Annotated in this window: 15 protein-coding genes; 10 read left to right on the top strand and 5 right to left on the bottom strand. The window is 52.1% G+C overall.

What is annotated here, in order from left to right; all coding sequences use genetic code 11:
- Positions 1–36: 36 nt before the first annotated feature.
- Positions 37–1,599, top strand: a complete 1,563-nt coding sequence (locus AACH32_RS07330) for a class I adenylate-forming enzyme family protein (protein WP_338606130.1) — start codon at positions 37–39, stop codon at positions 1,597–1,599.
- Between the two features lie 398 nt (positions 1,600–1,997).
- On the opposite strand, the gene AACH32_RS07325 is transcribed toward AACH32_RS07330, so the two are convergent.
- Positions 1,998–3,044: an IS110 family transposase gene (locus AACH32_RS07325; protein WP_338606129.1), complete on the bottom strand. Its 1,047-nt coding sequence runs from the start codon at positions 3,042–3,044 to the stop codon at positions 1,998–2,000.
- Positions 3,045–4,306: 1,262 nt separating this feature from the next.
- Here AACH32_RS07325 and AACH32_RS07320 point away from each other — a divergent pair.
- From AACH32_RS07320 to AACH32_RS07295, 6 genes are all read left to right on the top strand, one after another.
- Positions 4,307–5,323: a hypothetical protein gene (locus AACH32_RS07320; protein WP_338606128.1), complete on the top strand. Its 1,017-nt coding sequence runs from the start codon at positions 4,307–4,309 to the stop codon at positions 5,321–5,323.
- A 150-nt stretch (positions 5,324–5,473) separates the two neighbouring features.
- Complete coding sequence (locus AACH32_RS07315; RefSeq protein ID WP_338606127.1) at positions 5,474–6,352, top strand: hypothetical protein; 879 nt, start codon at positions 5,474–5,476, stop codon at positions 6,350–6,352.
- Positions 6,353–6,488: 136 nt separating this feature from the next.
- A complete protein-coding gene (locus AACH32_RS07310) occupies positions 6,489–6,671 on the top strand; it encodes a hypothetical protein (protein ID WP_338606126.1) in 183 nt (60 codons plus the stop codon).
- Complete coding sequence (locus AACH32_RS07305; RefSeq protein WP_338606125.1) at positions 6,653–6,823, top strand: hypothetical protein; 171 nt, start codon at positions 6,653–6,655, stop codon at positions 6,821–6,823. The genes AACH32_RS07310 and AACH32_RS07305 overlap by 19 nt, the downstream gene beginning before the upstream one ends.
- A gap of 1 nt (position 6,824) precedes the next feature.
- A complete protein-coding gene (locus tag AACH32_RS07300) occupies positions 6,825–7,256 on the top strand; it encodes a hypothetical protein (protein ID WP_338606124.1) in 432 nt (143 codons plus the stop codon).
- A gap of 69 nt (positions 7,257–7,325) precedes the next feature.
- Positions 7,326–8,804 carry a bifunctional DNA primase/polymerase gene (locus AACH32_RS07295; RefSeq protein ID WP_338606123.1) on the top strand — a complete coding sequence of 493 codons (1,479 nt, stop codon included), beginning with the start codon at positions 7,326–7,328 and terminating at the stop codon, positions 8,802–8,804.
- Here the strand turns inward: AACH32_RS07295 and AACH32_RS07290 are convergent.
- Positions 8,772–9,880, bottom strand: a protein-coding gene (locus AACH32_RS07290; RefSeq protein WP_338598789.1) for an IS3 family transposase whose coding sequence is annotated in 2 segments (ribosomal slippage) — positions 8,772–9,628 and positions 9,628–9,880 — 1,110 coding nt in all. Because the reading frame shifts where the segments join, the coding sequence is not laid out codon by codon here. The genes AACH32_RS07295 and AACH32_RS07290 overlap by 33 nt on opposite strands.
- A gap of 15 nt (positions 9,881–9,895) precedes the next feature.
- Between AACH32_RS07290 and AACH32_RS07285 the strand changes: the two genes are divergently transcribed.
- The 3 genes from AACH32_RS07285 to AACH32_RS07275 all read left to right on the top strand — a co-directional run bounded on the left by AACH32_RS07285 (position 9,896) and on the right by AACH32_RS07275 (position 12,516).
- Positions 9,896–10,909, top strand: coding sequence for a DNA primase family protein (locus AACH32_RS07285; RefSeq protein WP_338606122.1), 1,014 nt, complete (start codon positions 9,896–9,898; stop codon positions 10,907–10,909).
- 403 nt (positions 10,910–11,312) lie between these two features.
- A complete protein-coding gene (locus AACH32_RS07280) occupies positions 11,313–11,939 on the top strand; it encodes a hypothetical protein (RefSeq protein ID WP_338606121.1) in 627 nt (208 codons plus the stop codon).
- Positions 11,940–12,162: 223 nt separating this feature from the next.
- Positions 12,163–12,516 (top strand): hypothetical protein, encoded by a 354-nt coding sequence (locus AACH32_RS07275; protein ID WP_338606120.1) that lies wholly within the window; start codon positions 12,163–12,165, stop codon positions 12,514–12,516.
- Between the two features lie 199 nt (positions 12,517–12,715).
- On the opposite strand, the gene AACH32_RS07270 is transcribed toward AACH32_RS07275, so the two are convergent.
- The 3 genes from AACH32_RS07270 to istA all read right to left on the bottom strand — a co-directional run bounded on the left by AACH32_RS07270 (position 12,716) and on the right by istA (position 15,789).
- Positions 12,716–13,408: an alpha/beta fold hydrolase gene (locus AACH32_RS07270; RefSeq protein ID WP_338606651.1), complete on the bottom strand. Its 693-nt coding sequence runs from the start codon at positions 13,406–13,408 to the stop codon at positions 12,716–12,718.
- Between the two features lie 108 nt (positions 13,409–13,516).
- Positions 13,517–14,293, bottom strand: a complete 777-nt coding sequence (gene istB / locus AACH32_RS07265; RefSeq protein ID WP_338599592.1) for an IS21-like element helper ATPase IstB — start codon at positions 14,291–14,293, stop codon at positions 13,517–13,519.
- Positions 14,290–15,789, bottom strand: a complete 1,500-nt coding sequence (gene istA, locus AACH32_RS07260) for an IS21 family transposase (protein WP_338599205.1) — start codon at positions 15,787–15,789, stop codon at positions 14,290–14,292. The genes istB and istA overlap by 4 nt, the downstream gene beginning before the upstream one ends.
- Positions 15,790–15,840: the final 51 nt, after the last annotated feature.

The following is a 15,840-nucleotide window of genomic DNA, read 5'->3' as shown; positions in this document are numbered from 1 at the left end:
AGGGTGCAAAGTATGTTGATTAACGTAGCCAGGCTGATGAAACAAACCGTTCGGCGCTATAAGGATTCGCTTGCCCTGTACAACGTGGAGAGAGACCGCCGGCTGACCTTTGGCCAATTACACGAGCTGACCAACCGGGTCTGTCACATTCTAGAGGGAAAGTTCGGTCTCAAGGAAGGAGACCGTTACGCCACCCTGCTGGAAAACGACAACATGGCCCTGCTGCATTTTTGGATGACCAAGGGCAAGGCAACCGCCCTGTGGCTGGGCATGCGCGACTCCCTGCAGGAGCACCTGCACCAGATCGATTGGGTGGGCGCGCGGGTGGTGTTCATCGAGGAGAGGCTCCTCGAGCAGTATTACGACCAGCTGCGCAGCCGGGGCGTGGTGATGGTGGCCATGGACAAGCCCTGGCAAAGCATGGAAGGGGTATACGATTTTTGGGACCTAGTTCCCCAGGCCTCGAGCCAGGACCCCGGCGATGAGTTCATCTATGAGGACGTGCGCAAGCACATGGCCATCATGCGCTTCACCGGCGGCACCACCGGCCAGCCCAAATGCACCATGTACAGCATCTCCAACGTGTTCAGCGCCGGGCTCAATCCCATCCATTTCATAGAGCTCTATCCCTTTGAGCAGCCCAAGGCCCTGCTTTGCACACCCATCACCCATGCCTCTGGCGCGGTGATGCTGCCCGCCTATTTCAAGGGCGGCAAGGTCATTACTCTGAACCGGGTAGATATCGACCTGATGTGCCAGACTGTCGCGCAAGACCGGACGGATTTGATTTACGTGGTACCCACCGTCCTCTACCGCATGCTGGACATGGGGCTGCCGGAAAAATACGACCTCAGCAGCCTGCGCACCATACGCTACGGAGCCTCGCCCATCTCGCCAGCCAAGCTAGAAGAGCTCCTGGCCCAATTCGGACCAGTGTTCGTGCAGGGTTACGCCTCCACCGAATGCTGGCCGCCGGCAACGATCCTTGGGCGCGGCGAACACGGTCTGGACAACGAGGAGCAACGCCAAATCCTTAAGTCGGTCGGCTCTCCGGTACCGGGAGTAGAGGTCATGATCTGCGACGACGAGGGCAATGAAACGCCTCCCCACCAGGAAGGGGAGATATGGATCCGAGGCGGCAACACCATAGCCGGCTATTACAACGACCCGGAGCAGACCCAGGCCAATTTTACGGAAAATGGTTTTTGGAAGTCCGGCGACATTGGTTATCGAGACGAGGCGGGCCGGATATATCTGGTGGACCGCAAAAAGGACATGATCATCACTGGCGGCTTCAATGTATATGCCCAGGAGGTGGAGAACGCCCTTAACGCCCATCCGGCGGTGCAAAACTCAGCCGTGGTGGGGGTGCCGGATGAATATTGGGGAGAAATGGTGTGCGGCGTGGTCCTGCTGAAGGAGGGGGCCTCGGCCACGTCGGATGAGCTGATCGCCTTCTGCAAGGAAAACCTCACTCGCTATAAAGTTCCCAAACGCATTGATTTCGTGGAAGAGCTCCCCTTGAGCGCGGTGGGTAAGCTGTTGCGACGCAAGGTGAGGAAACAGTACTGGGATGACTCTCAACGCAATATTCATTGATTATTAGCTAGTGGATGCTGCCAATATTTGGGCCGGGTTGGAGAATGATCCAAGGAGAACCACGGTACAAGATATGACTAACATTAAAATCTCCCGCCCCATTCCCATCATTTTTAAGCTGCCTGGTCAGTTGAAGGTATCGGCTTGTCTGAGCGTGGCCTTGTTGTAAAGGAAAAAATACAGCTATAGTTCTCCTTCCTCTTTGCCGGTTAGGTCCCCATTCAAACAGCGGTCATGCCTTCATGCTTGTCTTCGTGCTCTGGCCGTTAAGCTGGCACATGGGTGGAGACCGAGGATCAGCGCCCCTAATCTAAATAATTCCGTAGGCTAGAAGCTACAAGCCGACACACAGGTTCGGCGCCGATCTCGGAAAGCTTGTCCGCATTTTTTTCTCACGTTTAAGCCGTTGGCTTACTTAATTCCGGATATGTTGGATTGTATGCCTCACCATTTTTCCAGAGCCGGTGGCCCAGGATCAGTAGCCTGCGCGCCAGAGCCACGGTCGCCACCATAGCACCGCGTTTGACGATCAATCTCCGAGTCCATTTCTGCATATTAGGGGTAAGCTTTTTGCTTCGCATGGCCGCCCAGGCCGCCTGCACCAGAAGGTATCGAAGCATGGATCTTCCCTGATGGGTGATCCCGCCTCGTTTTTGGCTGTCTCCGCTATCGCGTGATGATGGGACCAGCCCGGCGTAGCTGGCCACCTGGCCGGAGTGTTTGAAACGATGGGGATCATCCAAGCTGCTCAGCACGGCCATGGTCACGATGGGACCGTAGCCGGGTATTTGACGCAGTAATGCAGCTTCGGGCCAGTGAGCCTGTTCCCCGACCACCATGGCGTCCAGGTCCTGCCGTTCCTTCTTAAGCGCCTCCCAGATATTGCGGTAAACCACTAGCAGAGGCTTCATCCAGATGGGCACCGATGGATTGTCCAGCAGCTTTTCCCAATGATCTTCGTTGGCCCAGCTATGCTTGGTGACCGACACTCCCACGGAGCGTAGAAGACTGCGGGCGGCATTCATGGTCGAGGTCGATTGCTTCACCACCAAGTGCCGGGTGCGCATCAATGATCTGGCCTGCCTAGCCCGTTGGCTGGGGATGGCCACCGAGCAGTTTTCAGCCAGGCCACCCCTTAACGCCTCAGCCAGGGTACGGGCGTCACGCCTGTCGCTCTTCTTCTTGCTGTCGGCGATCATCTTGAACTGACGGGCGTCAACCACCACAGGCTCTATTCCAGATGCTCGCAACACGTCTACCACCCACCAAGTCATGCCGCCGGTTTCCAGAGCCACCAGGACTTCGTTCAGAGGCCATTGGCTAATAATGTCCAGCCAGCCTGCATCACCGCTGGCCACCTTGCCTCGCTTGGCAATCTTCCCGTCTTTATTGATGGCGCAATAGGTGGTGGTTTTCTTGTGGACGTCCATGCCAACATAAATCATGGTCTTCCCTCCGGGTTTTGGTCCGTGTTTCCCTGTGACCATTATCGGCCATCGGGGGGAAGACCACGCTCATCTCATCTATACCTGTAACCGAGTCCATCTCGCCATAGATGAAGGTAGGATTTGCATGTTGAAGCCTGCTTGGGTGGGCTTGCAACCCAAACGAGTTCGGCAGGGCTTGGTACTACTTCTTGGCTTATATGTGGTTTGAACTGGCGGCCAAAAAATGGCGGCAAGGAGTCAAAAAAGCATCGTTGCCGGTTGAGCAAAAAATTGTCACCTTGACAGGTAGCCGGAGCCAAGTGGATGGGGCGCGAGCGGAAGCCCAAAGATCGTTAGTCCCCAACCACTATCACCAAAGCACCCCCTTTCATTTTTGCCCCACACGACGGTCTCAGAGGCCGTTTTAGCTTCTAGGATCGTCGCAAGGGCCAAGGTGGGGTCTCACATAGGGGTTAATCCAAGCGAGGCCATTTAGAACCTTAAAAGCCATTTTGTGCTTCTTGGCCACTGGACGACAGCGAAGGTTTATCTCATCTGTCTGACCTGCGGCACCCGCACTGTGATCATTATTTTTCACAGTGCTTCACGATTTTTAGTGGCACAGCGGTGGCACAAAAGTAATAGTAGACAAGAAAAGGGGCTAGCCCTTACAGGCTAACCCCTTGTTATTTATGGTGCGCCCGGCCTGATTCGAACAGGCGGCCTACGGATTCGTAGTCAGGACCTTCGAGTTTCCTAACACCCTCATTTTTAATAACATGCTGATTTAACATAGTATTTAAATTCCAAATTTTAGCTGATTTCCTATATTTTTGCTGATTTTGGATTACTTTTCTCACACAGATTCTCACATGGACGGGCCGGACCCTTGGAGAATCTACAACTTAATCTGACAGTACAGGTAGACTGAGCACCTTCGCCAGCTACCTTAAACCGAGGCCAAGCTCCCCTGGGAGTTTGGCTATTTTTTTGTCCTGAACATAATTTTTTGTTTGGGCCCTGGCCCAGAAAGGAGGCCTTCAAATGCCATTCACCTGACCTGAGTCCTTCTCATAGGCGGGATCGGCATGATGCTGACCCCACAACCCAACAGGCCAAGCTCCGTATGGAGTTTGGTCATTTTTTTTGGAGAAAGAAGTCCCCTTGAAAATGAGGAGCCGGCAATAGGGCTGTTCCTCAACTTACCTGAAGCCAAGCTCCCCCGGGAGTTTGGCTATTTTTTTTGCCGGGGCGAAATGCCCCAATAAGGAGATATTACAATGACCGATTTAGTTGAGACCCCAGAGACTAAAAACAATGAGGACCAAGAGACCCACGACATCCTGACGGAAGCGGTGGCCACTGTACAACCTGAAGGAGTCAACATATTCGACTCCACCAGCGTACACGACATATCCGTGGTTTCCACCCAGCAGACCTTGCTCAGAGATGACGGCGATGAGGTGCTGGAACAGGTCGAGGAGTTGCTCGCACAGCCGGAGCCTGGGGATGATCAGCGAGAAACCCGGCTGCAACGGTGCAAGGAGTTGTTGTTACTGTATTACGGGGAGGTGAACAAGGCTCGGAATCACACTGAGGCCATCTTTGCCCACCACGCTCTGCGCATAGGCAAACTCTTGAACTCCATGAAACCCCTTGTCAAGGCTACCGGGCCAATATGGCAGGAGTGGGCTGCCACAAACCTTCCCTACATGAGTTCCAGCACGCGGGAAGACTACATGCTTCTCGCCCGGCGGGAAGATGCCCATAAGTACCTGTATCTCGGGAAGGACAGGCTGATGGAACTCATCCGGGCCACAAAGAGTTCGGATGAGGACCCCATCGGTAAATTCATAGATAAACACGGCATCGTCTTCGATGAGGAGAAAGCTGGAGGCCTTCAAGAATTCAAGTTGAAGGTGGACACCGCCCTGAACATGGAGCGGCTGGCAAAGTACCGTTTTGAAGCCCCCCGTGATCAGGTAGAGATCTTGACTGAGAACAACATCAAGTTGAATAAGAACATCATCGACCATCTCGGATTCGCCAAGCAAGCTGGCGGTACATTCGAAGACGCATTGAAGACGCTCGTGCAGAACAAGGGCAAAATCAAGACTGCTCCTGTGGATGATGAGGAAACGGTGCTCGACTTCAACCAGTTGGGTGCTTCTCTAATAGAGGCCATTGAGCAACTGGTGGCTTCTGAGGAAGAGGACCTGAAGGCCAGGGTGAACGAAGACACCCTGAACAAGCTGATCGAGAAGATTGAGAGGCTGAAGGCTGCCCTTGAAGCCTAGCTTCGATTAAGCCCTTAACGGCCCCGCCTCCTGGGTTGACCATCAGTGGCCCTTGAGGCGGGGCCTTTTTATCCCAACCAGAATCAACGCTCCCAAAAAGCCCAGGATCCTGGGCTTTTTGGCGAGGTTTATCCAATCAGGAGAACAATCATGCGTTTGTATCTATCGGCCATGAGAATTAACGACATAAAGCGGTACAGGGAACGTAGGCCCGATGCCAAGCTCAACGTCCTGCTTTCCTACCCATATCTAAACGGTGACACCAGTGAGATCCTAGCCATGTGGAATCGCGGCGAACTAAGCAGCGTTATCTTGGATTCCGGTGCCTACACAGATCAGAACGCCCAAAGACCCACCAACCTGGCTGCCTACATCGCCTACCTGCAGGGCTGCGGCCAGCAATACGACCATTACTTCAACCTGGACTCCGATTTTAGTGAGATGGGTTTTTCCGCCCAAAACCTGGAGAACCTCATCCAGATGAGGCAGGCGGGGCTTGATCCGGTTCCGGTGATCCACAGCGTGTACGGCGGGGAGGTGCAGTACTACGTGAATCAGGCATCACCCATTGTTGCTTTGGGGTCTGCCCAAGCAAGGGATATGCGGGTGATGAGGCGGGTATTCGCAGCTTTTCTGAATCTGCAAACCAAATTTCATATTTTCGGGGCCACAGATTACAGCAGGCTCATAGAGGTGCCAGCCTTCTCCTGCGACTCGTCTACGTGGCGTAGGGCCGGGATACCATGCCATCTCCGCTGGTGGAACCCTGCCAGTCCCGCTGTAGACAAGACCGAAAAGATTTATTTTGGATCCTTTGACAGGGAAAGAAACGACCCTACCCCCTATTTCAACGAATACCGCTATTTGGGAGAGCTACAGGCGTACCTCAAGGAAGAACTGAATTTTGAGCTGTATCAATTGGTGGGTCCATACCGGGTAGAAAATTTGATGACCGCCAACATTCATCACTTTGTCAAGCTCGAAAAACTGATCACCGAAGAGCATCTGCGCAGAGGTTTCCCTTACTAGTATCTGCAATCCTAGTGGGGTATGGCATCAATATATTAATAATATTGGTGCCATACCCCTATCCCCCCTCTCCCTAATATTTGACGAAAATGATCAAGGACAAACTATTAGATAACAACTTTAACAGGAGCGAATCATGAGGCCAAAAAGATTCACAAAAGGCATAAGCTTATTGATCAGCGAAGAACAATATCAGGAGATAGAAGAGCTTACAAATAACAAAAACATATCTTTAGGGGAATGGATTAGGGAAGCAATAGGCGATTACATTAACAAAATTAAAACAAGGGAGAGCGAAGAATGGAAAAATCCGAATTGATCAACATTTGTGAACGATACGGGAGCTATAAAGATTTCTTAGAAGCTCTTGGCGGAGAGGCTTGGTTCATATGCCGGAGATGCAGTAATACCCAACCAAAGATTTACGAATTGAGCATTGAAACATTTACCCAAAAAGAAGGAGAAAATTAAAATGATAAGGCAAATAACTGTAACCAAATGTCGTAATTGTGGTGGTCATTTTCCTATATATCCCGTGCCGTATCCAGGGGTTGATGGTCTATGTATTTGTTGTGGTTATTCATTCCCAAACCAAATCGAGGATCCTGAACCAGTAATTGATGCAATGTTAACATTAAGAGAATTGGATGAGGATAACATTGATGAGGACATTACCAAGCAAAAAAATATAGAGGTTTATCTGGCCAATTTTAAAGCTATGGCTGCCCATGTCGAATTTGTGGAAGCATTTATTAAGCATGGCCGTATGCACAGATCTTATCGCTTAAAAGACATGGAGGTACGCCTTAAATCTGCGCTGCAGTGTATAGAAGTTCTGGTTCAACTTGCCGAAGAAAATAATTTTAAAATCGATGTAGAGACCGGTAAAGACATGAACAAGTAAATTTTAACATTTAATGCGTGGGCCTGCCCTAGGTATGGCCCACACCTAATTAAAAAAAGGAGAAAATTAATGTCCATTAAAAATACCGAAAACAACTTGGAAGCAGCACTGGCCTATGCTCGCTTGGGCTGGAAGGTGTTGCCGGTCTATTCATCTAATGACCCCAAATGTATCAAACCTGGCAAACAGGCCCACATTAAAAAATGGCAGGATGATGCTTCAAGTGACCCTCAGCAGATAGAGGAATGGTGGGGCCAATGGCCGGATGCAAATGTCGGAATTCTAACGGGAGCGGCGAGCGGAATCTTTGTATTGGATGTGGATATGAAGCCTGACAAGGATGGTGAGGCCTCTCTTGCTGCTCTTGAAAAGAAACAAGGGTCACTCCCCCCGACGGTAATGGCTCACACCGGTAGCGGGGGACGACACTTCTTTTTCAAATACCCTCAACGCGGTGAGATCGGCAATTCAGCCGGTCGAATTGGCCCTGGCCTTGATGTCCGCGGAGACAACGGCTACGTCGTAGCGCCCCCCTCGGATCATATATCAGGTGGGGTCTACGCTTGGGACGAGGATCATCATCCAGATGACATGAAACCCGCAGAAGCTCCGCAATGGCTACTCGACAAGATCAAATCCCAAAAACAACCACGCCCTGTTCAGAAATCAAGTGCCGGCCAAGGGAAACTTCCCAAGAACGTCGAAAAGTTCGAGGGTGCAGATGCCCTCTTGGATTATGAGTTGAAAACGCTCGCGAAAGCCTCCAAAGGCGGAAGAAACGATCAACTCAACAAGAGCGCTTATTACATCGGTCGTATTCTTGATGCCGGTGACCTTGACGAAGATATGGTACGGAGGCAATTCTCTGCAACCGCCAAGACGATTGGTCTTGGTTCCGAGGAAATCGCAGACACCCTGAACAGCGCCCTGGAAGCTGGCAAACGTAATGCTCGCACACCCCTAAGCAACGAGCGCATCAATCACTACCTGGCTCACAGTCAGAAAGGAGACGCCGAACTTTTTATAAAAGAGCAGCGAGGTCAACTCTGCTTCGATCGAACAGATCGTAAGTGGTTCATATGGACTGGGACCCAGTGGGTGGAGGACAAGAAGGGTGAACATCAAAGGCGTCTTGATAATGTGGATAAAATCTATCAGGAGGCGCTGATACTCAAGCAAATTCAAGAGAATGCCAAGAGATCTGCTGGTGAAAAGAGTGCTGCCCAAGACATTGAAAGTTTGATCGGCAGGCTCAGAGAACGCATCAGCAATCTCGGAAAATCGGGTTGGCAAAAGAACGTCGTGGAGCAGGCCGCAACTGGCGACAACTCCCTAGCTATCACCGGAGATGAGTGGGATACCAACCCTAATCTGCTAGGCGTGGCAAACGGAGTCTTGGAATTCAATTGGCAAGCTGCAACCGTTACCTTTAGGCCTATGCAACCCGATGACTTTATCAGGACTATCATCCCGACATCCTGGCCTGGGCCACATGACACTGTAAACCTCCCCCGATTAGTGCCAGTCAACAGTAGAAACTTCAGGTGAATTTATAGCGAGGTATTCGGCTGGTGTCAGGTTGCCGAGGGACTCATGAGGGCGTTCCTCGTTGTACTCCTTGAGCCAGCGATCCGTGATTTCCCGCACCTCGCTTAGACGGGAAAATATGTAAAGGTCCAGCACCTCTTCCCGATAGGTCCGGTTGAAGCGTTCAATGTATGAATTCTGGGTGGGCTTGCCGGGCTGAGTGAAACCCAAATCGATACTATGCTCCTCGGCCCATTGGGCCATAGCTACACTGACCAGCTCCGGGCCGTTGTCCAGCCTCAGCCTGGACGGGTAGCCCCGCCAGGCAGCGATACGCTCCAGCACTCGGATTATCCTTTGGGCGGGGAGATTGACGTCCACCTCTATGGCCAGGGCCTCTCGATTGAAATCATCCACCACATTAAAGGTCCTGAATCGCTGGCCGCCATACAGGGCATCGCTCATGAAGTCCACCGACCAGCAGATATTGGCCAGATCCGGCACTGCAAGCGGCTGGGGATCACGAGTAGGCAGGCGCTTCTTACCCTTCCTGCGAAGGTTTAGCTTCAGGGCGCAGTACACTCGGTACACCCGCTTGTGATTCCAGCCATGTCCATCCCGCCGAATTACTTGAAACAGTTTGGCAAAGCCGTATCTGGGATATTTGTCTGCCAGCGAAGTCAGCGCCTCGATGATCGGACCATCGTCGCGGGGCTTGGGTCGGTAGGCATAAACCGACCGGCTCAGCCTCAGGGCGCGGCAGGCCCGGCGAATGCTCAGACCGTGCTCTTTGCACATGAACTTAGCCAGATCGCGCCGACCCGCTGGCCTTATATTTTTCTTTCGATGACGTCCTTCAGAGCCCGATTCTCAAGGCTCAAGTCGGCGTACATCTGCTTTAGACGCCTGTTTTCTTCTTCAAGCTCCTTGAGCCGGACGATGTCCGAGGCCTCCATGCCCCCGTACTTGGACTTCCATTTGTAGTAGGTGGCGCTGCTGACACCGTATTCCCGGCAGACCTCCTTGGCGGTCCTGCCCCCTTCCACCTCTTTCAGAATTTTGACGATCTGAGTTTCGCTGAATCTGGTCCTGCGCATCGTGAAGAGTCCTCCTTGCAGACCTCAGTCTGCCAGAAGTCTCTACCTCAAACTGGCCCTATTTTAAGGGAGGGTTACAACACCTACAGCATAACTGATCTCAATGCTCTTGCTGGCGGTACATACTTCCAAAAATTCCTTCTTGATATCTGCGGTGGTGACCAGGCCAAGGCCGTCTACCTACAGGCCATTCTTGGCTATGCCCTGACCGGCAAGGCCACTGAACACGCCCTCTTTATTCTTCATGGACCAGAAGGCTTTAACGGTAAGACCACCCTTGCAAATGTTCTGTCCCATGTTCTGGGAGATTTGACCCATACGATCAGCGTAGAAATGCTGCTGCAGCAAAAATTTAGAAGGTCCCCAGAAGCAGCCAGCCCCGCTCTGATGGCTTTGAAAGGGAAACGAATGGTATGGAGTCCTGAATTGGATAAGGAGTGCACATTGAGCTCCAGCGAGGTCAAGCGCCTCACTGGTGGTGACATTTTAACCGCTCGTGCTGTCTACGAGGGCCAAACCACATTCAGACCCACCCACACCATTTTCATGCTCACCAACCCGCTTCCTGACCTGGATACCAATGATGCGGCACTAAAGGAGCGAATAAAAGTGGTGCCCTTTGACCAGCGGTATGTAGATGATCCAAAGGGACCCAATGAGCACCAGGTAGACACCGATCTACCGGACAAACTCAAGGAAAAATCCGCCCGGATCCTCGTTTGGTTGGTGCAAGGAGCATTGATATATGGCAAGAACAAAAAGTTACCTGAATGTCCTGCAGTAATAAAAGACACCCAGGAGTATTTCGCCAGTAAGGATGTGATAGGTAAGTTTGCTGAGGAATGTTGTTTTGATTCACCTGGGTCTAAGCTTAAAGCAAGTGACGCATACAATGCTTATCAGCAATGGTGCGAAGAGGAAGGTTTACAAGAAGAGTCCTCAAGAGTATTTGGGGAGAAGTTCTCTAAGCTGTTCAAGAAAAAAAGGGAAACTGATGGAATTTTTTATCATGATATTGGCTTGAAGTAGCTCCCGACTCTTTTCGCCAGGTAGTAGCATGTAGGGTATGTAGGGTTATACTATTGTTTTCCAAAAAATCCATAAGATAAATAATAAGAAGAAAAAGAATATACCAAACCATACATACCCTACATTAACTGGTGGAAACTGAAAGTATTCTTGAGGACATTCCTCATGAAGTTACAGATAACCAACATTGACAAACAATACTCTCCCCCTCCCTAACTGGCGAAAAGGGGCGTAGCTGGTCTTTGGTTACTTGTAGATATTTAAGTGGAATTACATGCCTGTCTAGAAAGGAGGTAAACGGCAGAGCAAGAGCATTTTGCCAATATTGATACTTGGAGATGCATTGATTGGCATCATTTCATTGGACCGCAATTAAAACACTTAGGTGAAAAGGAAAACACAAATGCTACCAGAAGAAATGAAACAAATCATTGAAACAACAGATGACGCGAACTGCTTGATGGACTTGGCCGAAGCGGCGTTATCTAGTGGTGTTGACGAATATGTGGATTGGGGCGAGAAACTCTTTAAAATAGCTTTAGATAAAACTGAAGATACAAATTCACTAATCGGCATTGGGATTAAACTTGCTAGAAATCGCTGGGTGGATCTCGATGACCATGCTTATGATGCTTTCTCAAAGGCAGCTGACAGAGCCAATAATGCTTCTGAATTAAAACTTACAGCTAACTACATTGCTCTTTTTCAGGTACTTTACGATAAAAAATGGGCTAGAGAAGTATACCAGATGGCAATCGAAAAGGCAGAGTGCATGGAAGATTATTTGGAAATTGCTGATAGTATTGCCGCAGCCGACTTCATTTATGATATTCCCTGGGCAGGTGAGTTATTGCGCCTAGCTATAGAGAGTGCTGTGGCTATAGATAAAGTTCCAGTGATAATTCATTGGATTTTTGAGGAGGACGGAAGCTGTAGAGAAGAATGGGCGTTGCCAGTTTTTGAAGAAGCAGTAGGCATGACAATAGATGAGGCATTCAAGAAGTATCGGATAATGATCGCCAGGTATTAATGTAACTATCCCGAGAGGCCGCTGCCGCTGGATCCACCCTGCCCGTAAGGGGGTAGCAACGGCAGCGGCTTTTCCCGTTACAGTTGCTTTCTCAACATCTCATCCGGCAGTACACAGTCATTGAATATAGCTTGCTTATTGTGCTTGCGCTGACTCAATAATATTTGGTAATACGAACCATCAACAAAATTGAAGTACCCTTATGGCAAAAGGAGTCCTGAAAATGGCTAGGGCCTCGAAATGGAATGAGGTAGACCGCAAGAAACTTATCAAGATGGTCAGCGATGGTGTATCAGAGCAGGAGATTAGAGAGAAGCTCGCCTACAAGAAAAAAGCCATGACTTCAGTTGAGTTCGCACAGCAGTTAAAAATGGGCATGGTGGAATCGGGCAAGATCAAGCAAGAGGCAACCGGTGGCAAGGCGAAGGCCAAGCCTACCACTTATGAGGTTACCGCTAAGGGTCGGTTGACCGTGAGCGATTTTGCCGAAAAGTCTGGTGCCAAACCTGGAGCTAATTTCACTTTGGAGAAGCCGAGAGGTAAGTCCAGGGCCTGGAGACTGGTACCTGTCGGGTAGAGCCTAACATATTATAAATTGGTTTTATTTTTGCCTTTGTGAGAGGTTGGCCTTTAGGCGATAAGGTAACTATGAGTATTGTAGAAAACGGTCGCACTGCAGAAGACCAGCAAGGTAATAATCAGCAGTAACACGTATTCAAAGCTGAACAGACAGCGGGGCTAGTTTCCGGCGGGATAGTTCCCTTCCAGCGGCAAAACTAGGATTTTCCACAGGCGGCCAGGAATTCCACCACTTCGCTGTTGAACTCCTGGTGAAACTCAATGAAGAAGGCGTGGCGGCCGCCTGGGAACATGCGCAGGCGAGAGCCGGGAATCAGCCGGTGCAGTATGCGGGAGTTCTCGGTGGGCACCAAATGATCATCGTCGCCGCTCAGGATTAGGGTGGGTGCGCTTATGCCTCCCACCCGGGCGGCGGTGTCGTGCCGGTTGCAGGCCTCCACCTGGCGCAGGAAGGCATCGGCTGGCTGGTAGTGTAGCTGGGAGATCTCAACGAACCGCTCGATGAACTCCGGGTTGCCCGCCACGAACTCGTCGCTGAAATAGATGTGCATGTCCTTGTACAGGATTTGCTCAGGGCTCAGACCCTGGTTGGTGGTAAAAGCAGCCCGCTCCACCGGGTCCATATACACAGCCGGGTCCCCGCCGCAACTGGTGCAACCTAACACCAACCCAGCCACCATCTCCGGCCGGGCCAGGGCCAGTTCCTGAGCAATGTAGCCACCCATGGAAACACCCAAGACATGAGATCTCTCGACCTTCAGGCCCTCCAGTAGCCTGGCCGTATCGGCCGCGAACAATGGAATGGAGTAGTCCATTGCAGGCTTGTCGCTACGACCTGCGCCCCTGTTGTCGAAAGCAATTACCTTAAAGTGTTTGGCGAGTTCGGGGATTTGAAGTGTGAATGGCGGAGTAAGTGCGGGACAGTTGGCGGTCTAAAACCGTGACACTTGTTTTAGAGATATAGTCCTGTTGTTCATGCTGTCAATCATGATCTTGCCTTAGTTGGTTTTGGGCTTTGCCTGGGATCGTCTTTTGGCTTGGCGGAGCCGGTAGCTTTCTCCATTGGCCTCGATGATGTGGCACCTATGGGTCAGTCTGTCCAGCAGTGCACCGGTGAGTCTTTCGGAGCCGAAGACCTCCGTCCATTGCTGGAAAGGGAGATTGGTGGTGATCATGAGGCTTTGTTGTTCATATGCCCTACCCACCACCTCGAATAGCATTTGAGCGCCTATCTTGGAGAAGGGCACATAGCCCAGTTCATCGATGACCAGCAGGTGTAGGCGCTGGAGCTGTTTCTGCAGGCGTTGCAGACGTCTTTCCTCGCGGCATTCCATGAGCTCTGTGACCAGGGCGGTGGCGCTGTAGAATTTCACCTTGCTTCCCTGGGCGCAGGCCGCAAAGGCCATGGCGCTGGCCAGCTGGGTCTTGCCGGTGCCGGAGTTTCCGATCAGGAGCACGTTTTCCTTTTTGGCGATGTACTCGCCCCTCATCAGCTCCCTGACCAGCTGCTGATTGATGGAGGGCTGTGCCTTGAAATCAAAGGTGTCCATGGTCTTGATCACCGGAAAGGCGGCTTGCTTGATGCGCCTTTCGGCTGCCCGCTTCTCGCGGTCCAGAAGCTCCCGCTCGGTCAGGCGCAGCAGGTAGGTCATGTAATCGGAGCGGTCTTGGCTGCAGACCTTGGCCATGGCCGCGTATTCCCGGAGAATGGTGGGCAGCTTCAGCTTTTTGAGGTGGTACTCCAAGAGCACGGTGGGTTTGTCCTGGTCCTTCATGACAGCGCCCCTCCCTGCGCGAGGAGGGAGTCATAGACTGTGATATCGGGCCCGGCCACGCTCACTCGGCCCAGGTGCTCACGACCGTCCAGCAGGAAGGTGGCCGCGGGCCCTGATGATGGCGGCTCCAGCAGGTGGACAATGGCCTCCGGGGCATAGGCTCCCGCGTACAATGCCTGCTCCACCGCCCGCTTCAGTCTGGCCATGGAGTGGTCCTCCAGCAAACGTAGGACCTTTATGTATTTACGGGTGCCCTGGCCAGGCATGTCTTCCCCGGCCACCAGCCGCCGCCTCAAGACCTCAAAGCACTCAGACAGATCTAGGTCAGCCAGGGGGCGGGCGTGGTCCAGGGAGCCAGGCTTGCGCTCCAGCAAGGGCAGATAATGCCGGTAGTCGAAAAACACCCCTTCCTTGCCCCAGGATCGGGAGTGGCGGGCCACCACCACGTCATGGTGGCAGAGCACCACCCGATCCACATAGCCCTTGGCCACAATTTCATGGTGGGCACAAGCCACCGGCACCGAGTAGTCATTGTCGTCGAAGCGGACCAGGGACAATGAATTGGCCCGGGTAGGCTGTTTGCGGCAGGCATCGAAGCGGGAGGGAGGCAGGGGGACAAAGGCTGTCTGGTCTTCCTGCAAAACCTCGGCCTTGCTACCGCCCTTGCCACGCAAACGGCGCTTCATGTCGTCGCGGCACTGCCTTAAAAGCATGGCATTGAGCTCGGCCAGGTCCTTCACCTGGGGCACTGGCACCAAAAAATTCTGCCGGGCGTACTTGACCACCCCTTCCACCACGCCCTTCTCGTTTGGACGCCGCACCCGACAAAAATGCTCCCGAAAAAGGTAATGGCTCTGCAGCTTGAGAAAACCATCGGTCAGCTTGCGCTCATGAGGCCCTATGATCTTGGAAACCAGGACCTTGCTATTGTCGTAACTGATCCGGTGGGGCACCCCACCGAAAAACTCGAACGCCCTGGCATGCCCTTCCCAGTAGCTCTCGCTGCACTCCTTGTCGAAGGCCGCCACGAAAAAGGCATCGGAGTACGGCAAGGCCATGATAAAAAGCGCTATCTTGCGAAGCTCCCCGGAAACCTTGGCCAGGGCATAGCCAAAGTCCACCTGCGCCTCGCCGGGACGATGGACCAGGGGCATGTACACCTCCTGGCTCACGCGCTTGATTGCGCGCACCGCCTCCTTTACCTGGGTGTACTTGCCCTGATAACCCGCCTCCTTGATGCGGTGATATATGCGCGTGGCCGTGTGCCTTTGCTTCTTGGGAACCTTTTTGTCCTCTTTTATGATCCGGGCGATCAACTCAAGGTAGGGGCCAAGCTTGGGCTTGGCTCGGGGGGTGCTGAGCCGGTATCCGGGAGGCTCGGGAAAATTCTGAATCTTTTGCAGGGTATCCCAATGGATGCCCTCTCTACGCATTAACTCGCGCTTGCTCGCCTGGCCATCGCGCAACTCAAGTCTGATCCGGGCCCATTGATCCATGTCCGTGTACACCCCTTCCGCTCCTCCAGAGAGTCCTGGCCTGGAAGCCAC

It is taken from the genome of Desulfoferula mesophila, from assembly GCF_037076455.1.
Taxonomy (GTDB): Bacteria; Desulfobacterota; Desulfarculia; order Desulfarculales; family Desulfarculaceae; genus Desulfoferula; species Desulfoferula mesophila.
This window is presented reverse-complemented; position numbering and strand designations above follow the sequence as displayed.

Coding starts and splice junctions, on each gene's coding strand:
- AACH32_RS07330 (WP_338606130.1), top strand. CDS start 37: ATGAAACAAACCGTTCGGCGCTATAAGGATTCGCTTGCCCTGTACAAC.
- AACH32_RS07325 (WP_338606129.1), bottom strand. CDS start 3,044: ATGATTTATGTTGGCATGGACGTCCACAAGAAAACCACCACCTATTGC.
- AACH32_RS07320 (WP_338606128.1), top strand. CDS start 4,307: ATGACCGATTTAGTTGAGACCCCAGAGACTAAAAACAATGAGGACCAA.
- AACH32_RS07315 (WP_338606127.1), top strand. CDS start 5,474: ATGCGTTTGTATCTATCGGCCATGAGAATTAACGACATAAAGCGGTAC.
- AACH32_RS07310 (WP_338606126.1), top strand. CDS start 6,489: ATGAGGCCAAAAAGATTCACAAAAGGCATAAGCTTATTGATCAGCGAA.
- AACH32_RS07305 (WP_338606125.1), top strand. CDS start 6,653: ATGGAAAAATCCGAATTGATCAACATTTGTGAACGATACGGGAGCTAT.
- AACH32_RS07300 (WP_338606124.1), top strand. CDS start 6,825: ATGATAAGGCAAATAACTGTAACCAAATGTCGTAATTGTGGTGGTCAT.
- AACH32_RS07295 (WP_338606123.1), top strand. CDS start 7,326: ATGTCCATTAAAAATACCGAAAACAACTTGGAAGCAGCACTGGCCTAT.
- AACH32_RS07280 (WP_338606121.1), top strand. CDS start 11,313: ATGCTACCAGAAGAAATGAAACAAATCATTGAAACAACAGATGACGCG.
- AACH32_RS07275 (WP_338606120.1), top strand. CDS start 12,163: ATGGCTAGGGCCTCGAAATGGAATGAGGTAGACCGCAAGAAACTTATC.
- istB (WP_338599592.1), bottom strand. CDS start 14,293: ATGAAGGACCAGGACAAACCCACCGTGCTCTTGGAGTACCACCTCAAA.
- istA (WP_338599205.1), bottom strand. CDS start 15,789: ATGGATCAATGGGCCCGGATCAGACTTGAGTTGCGCGATGGCCAGGCG.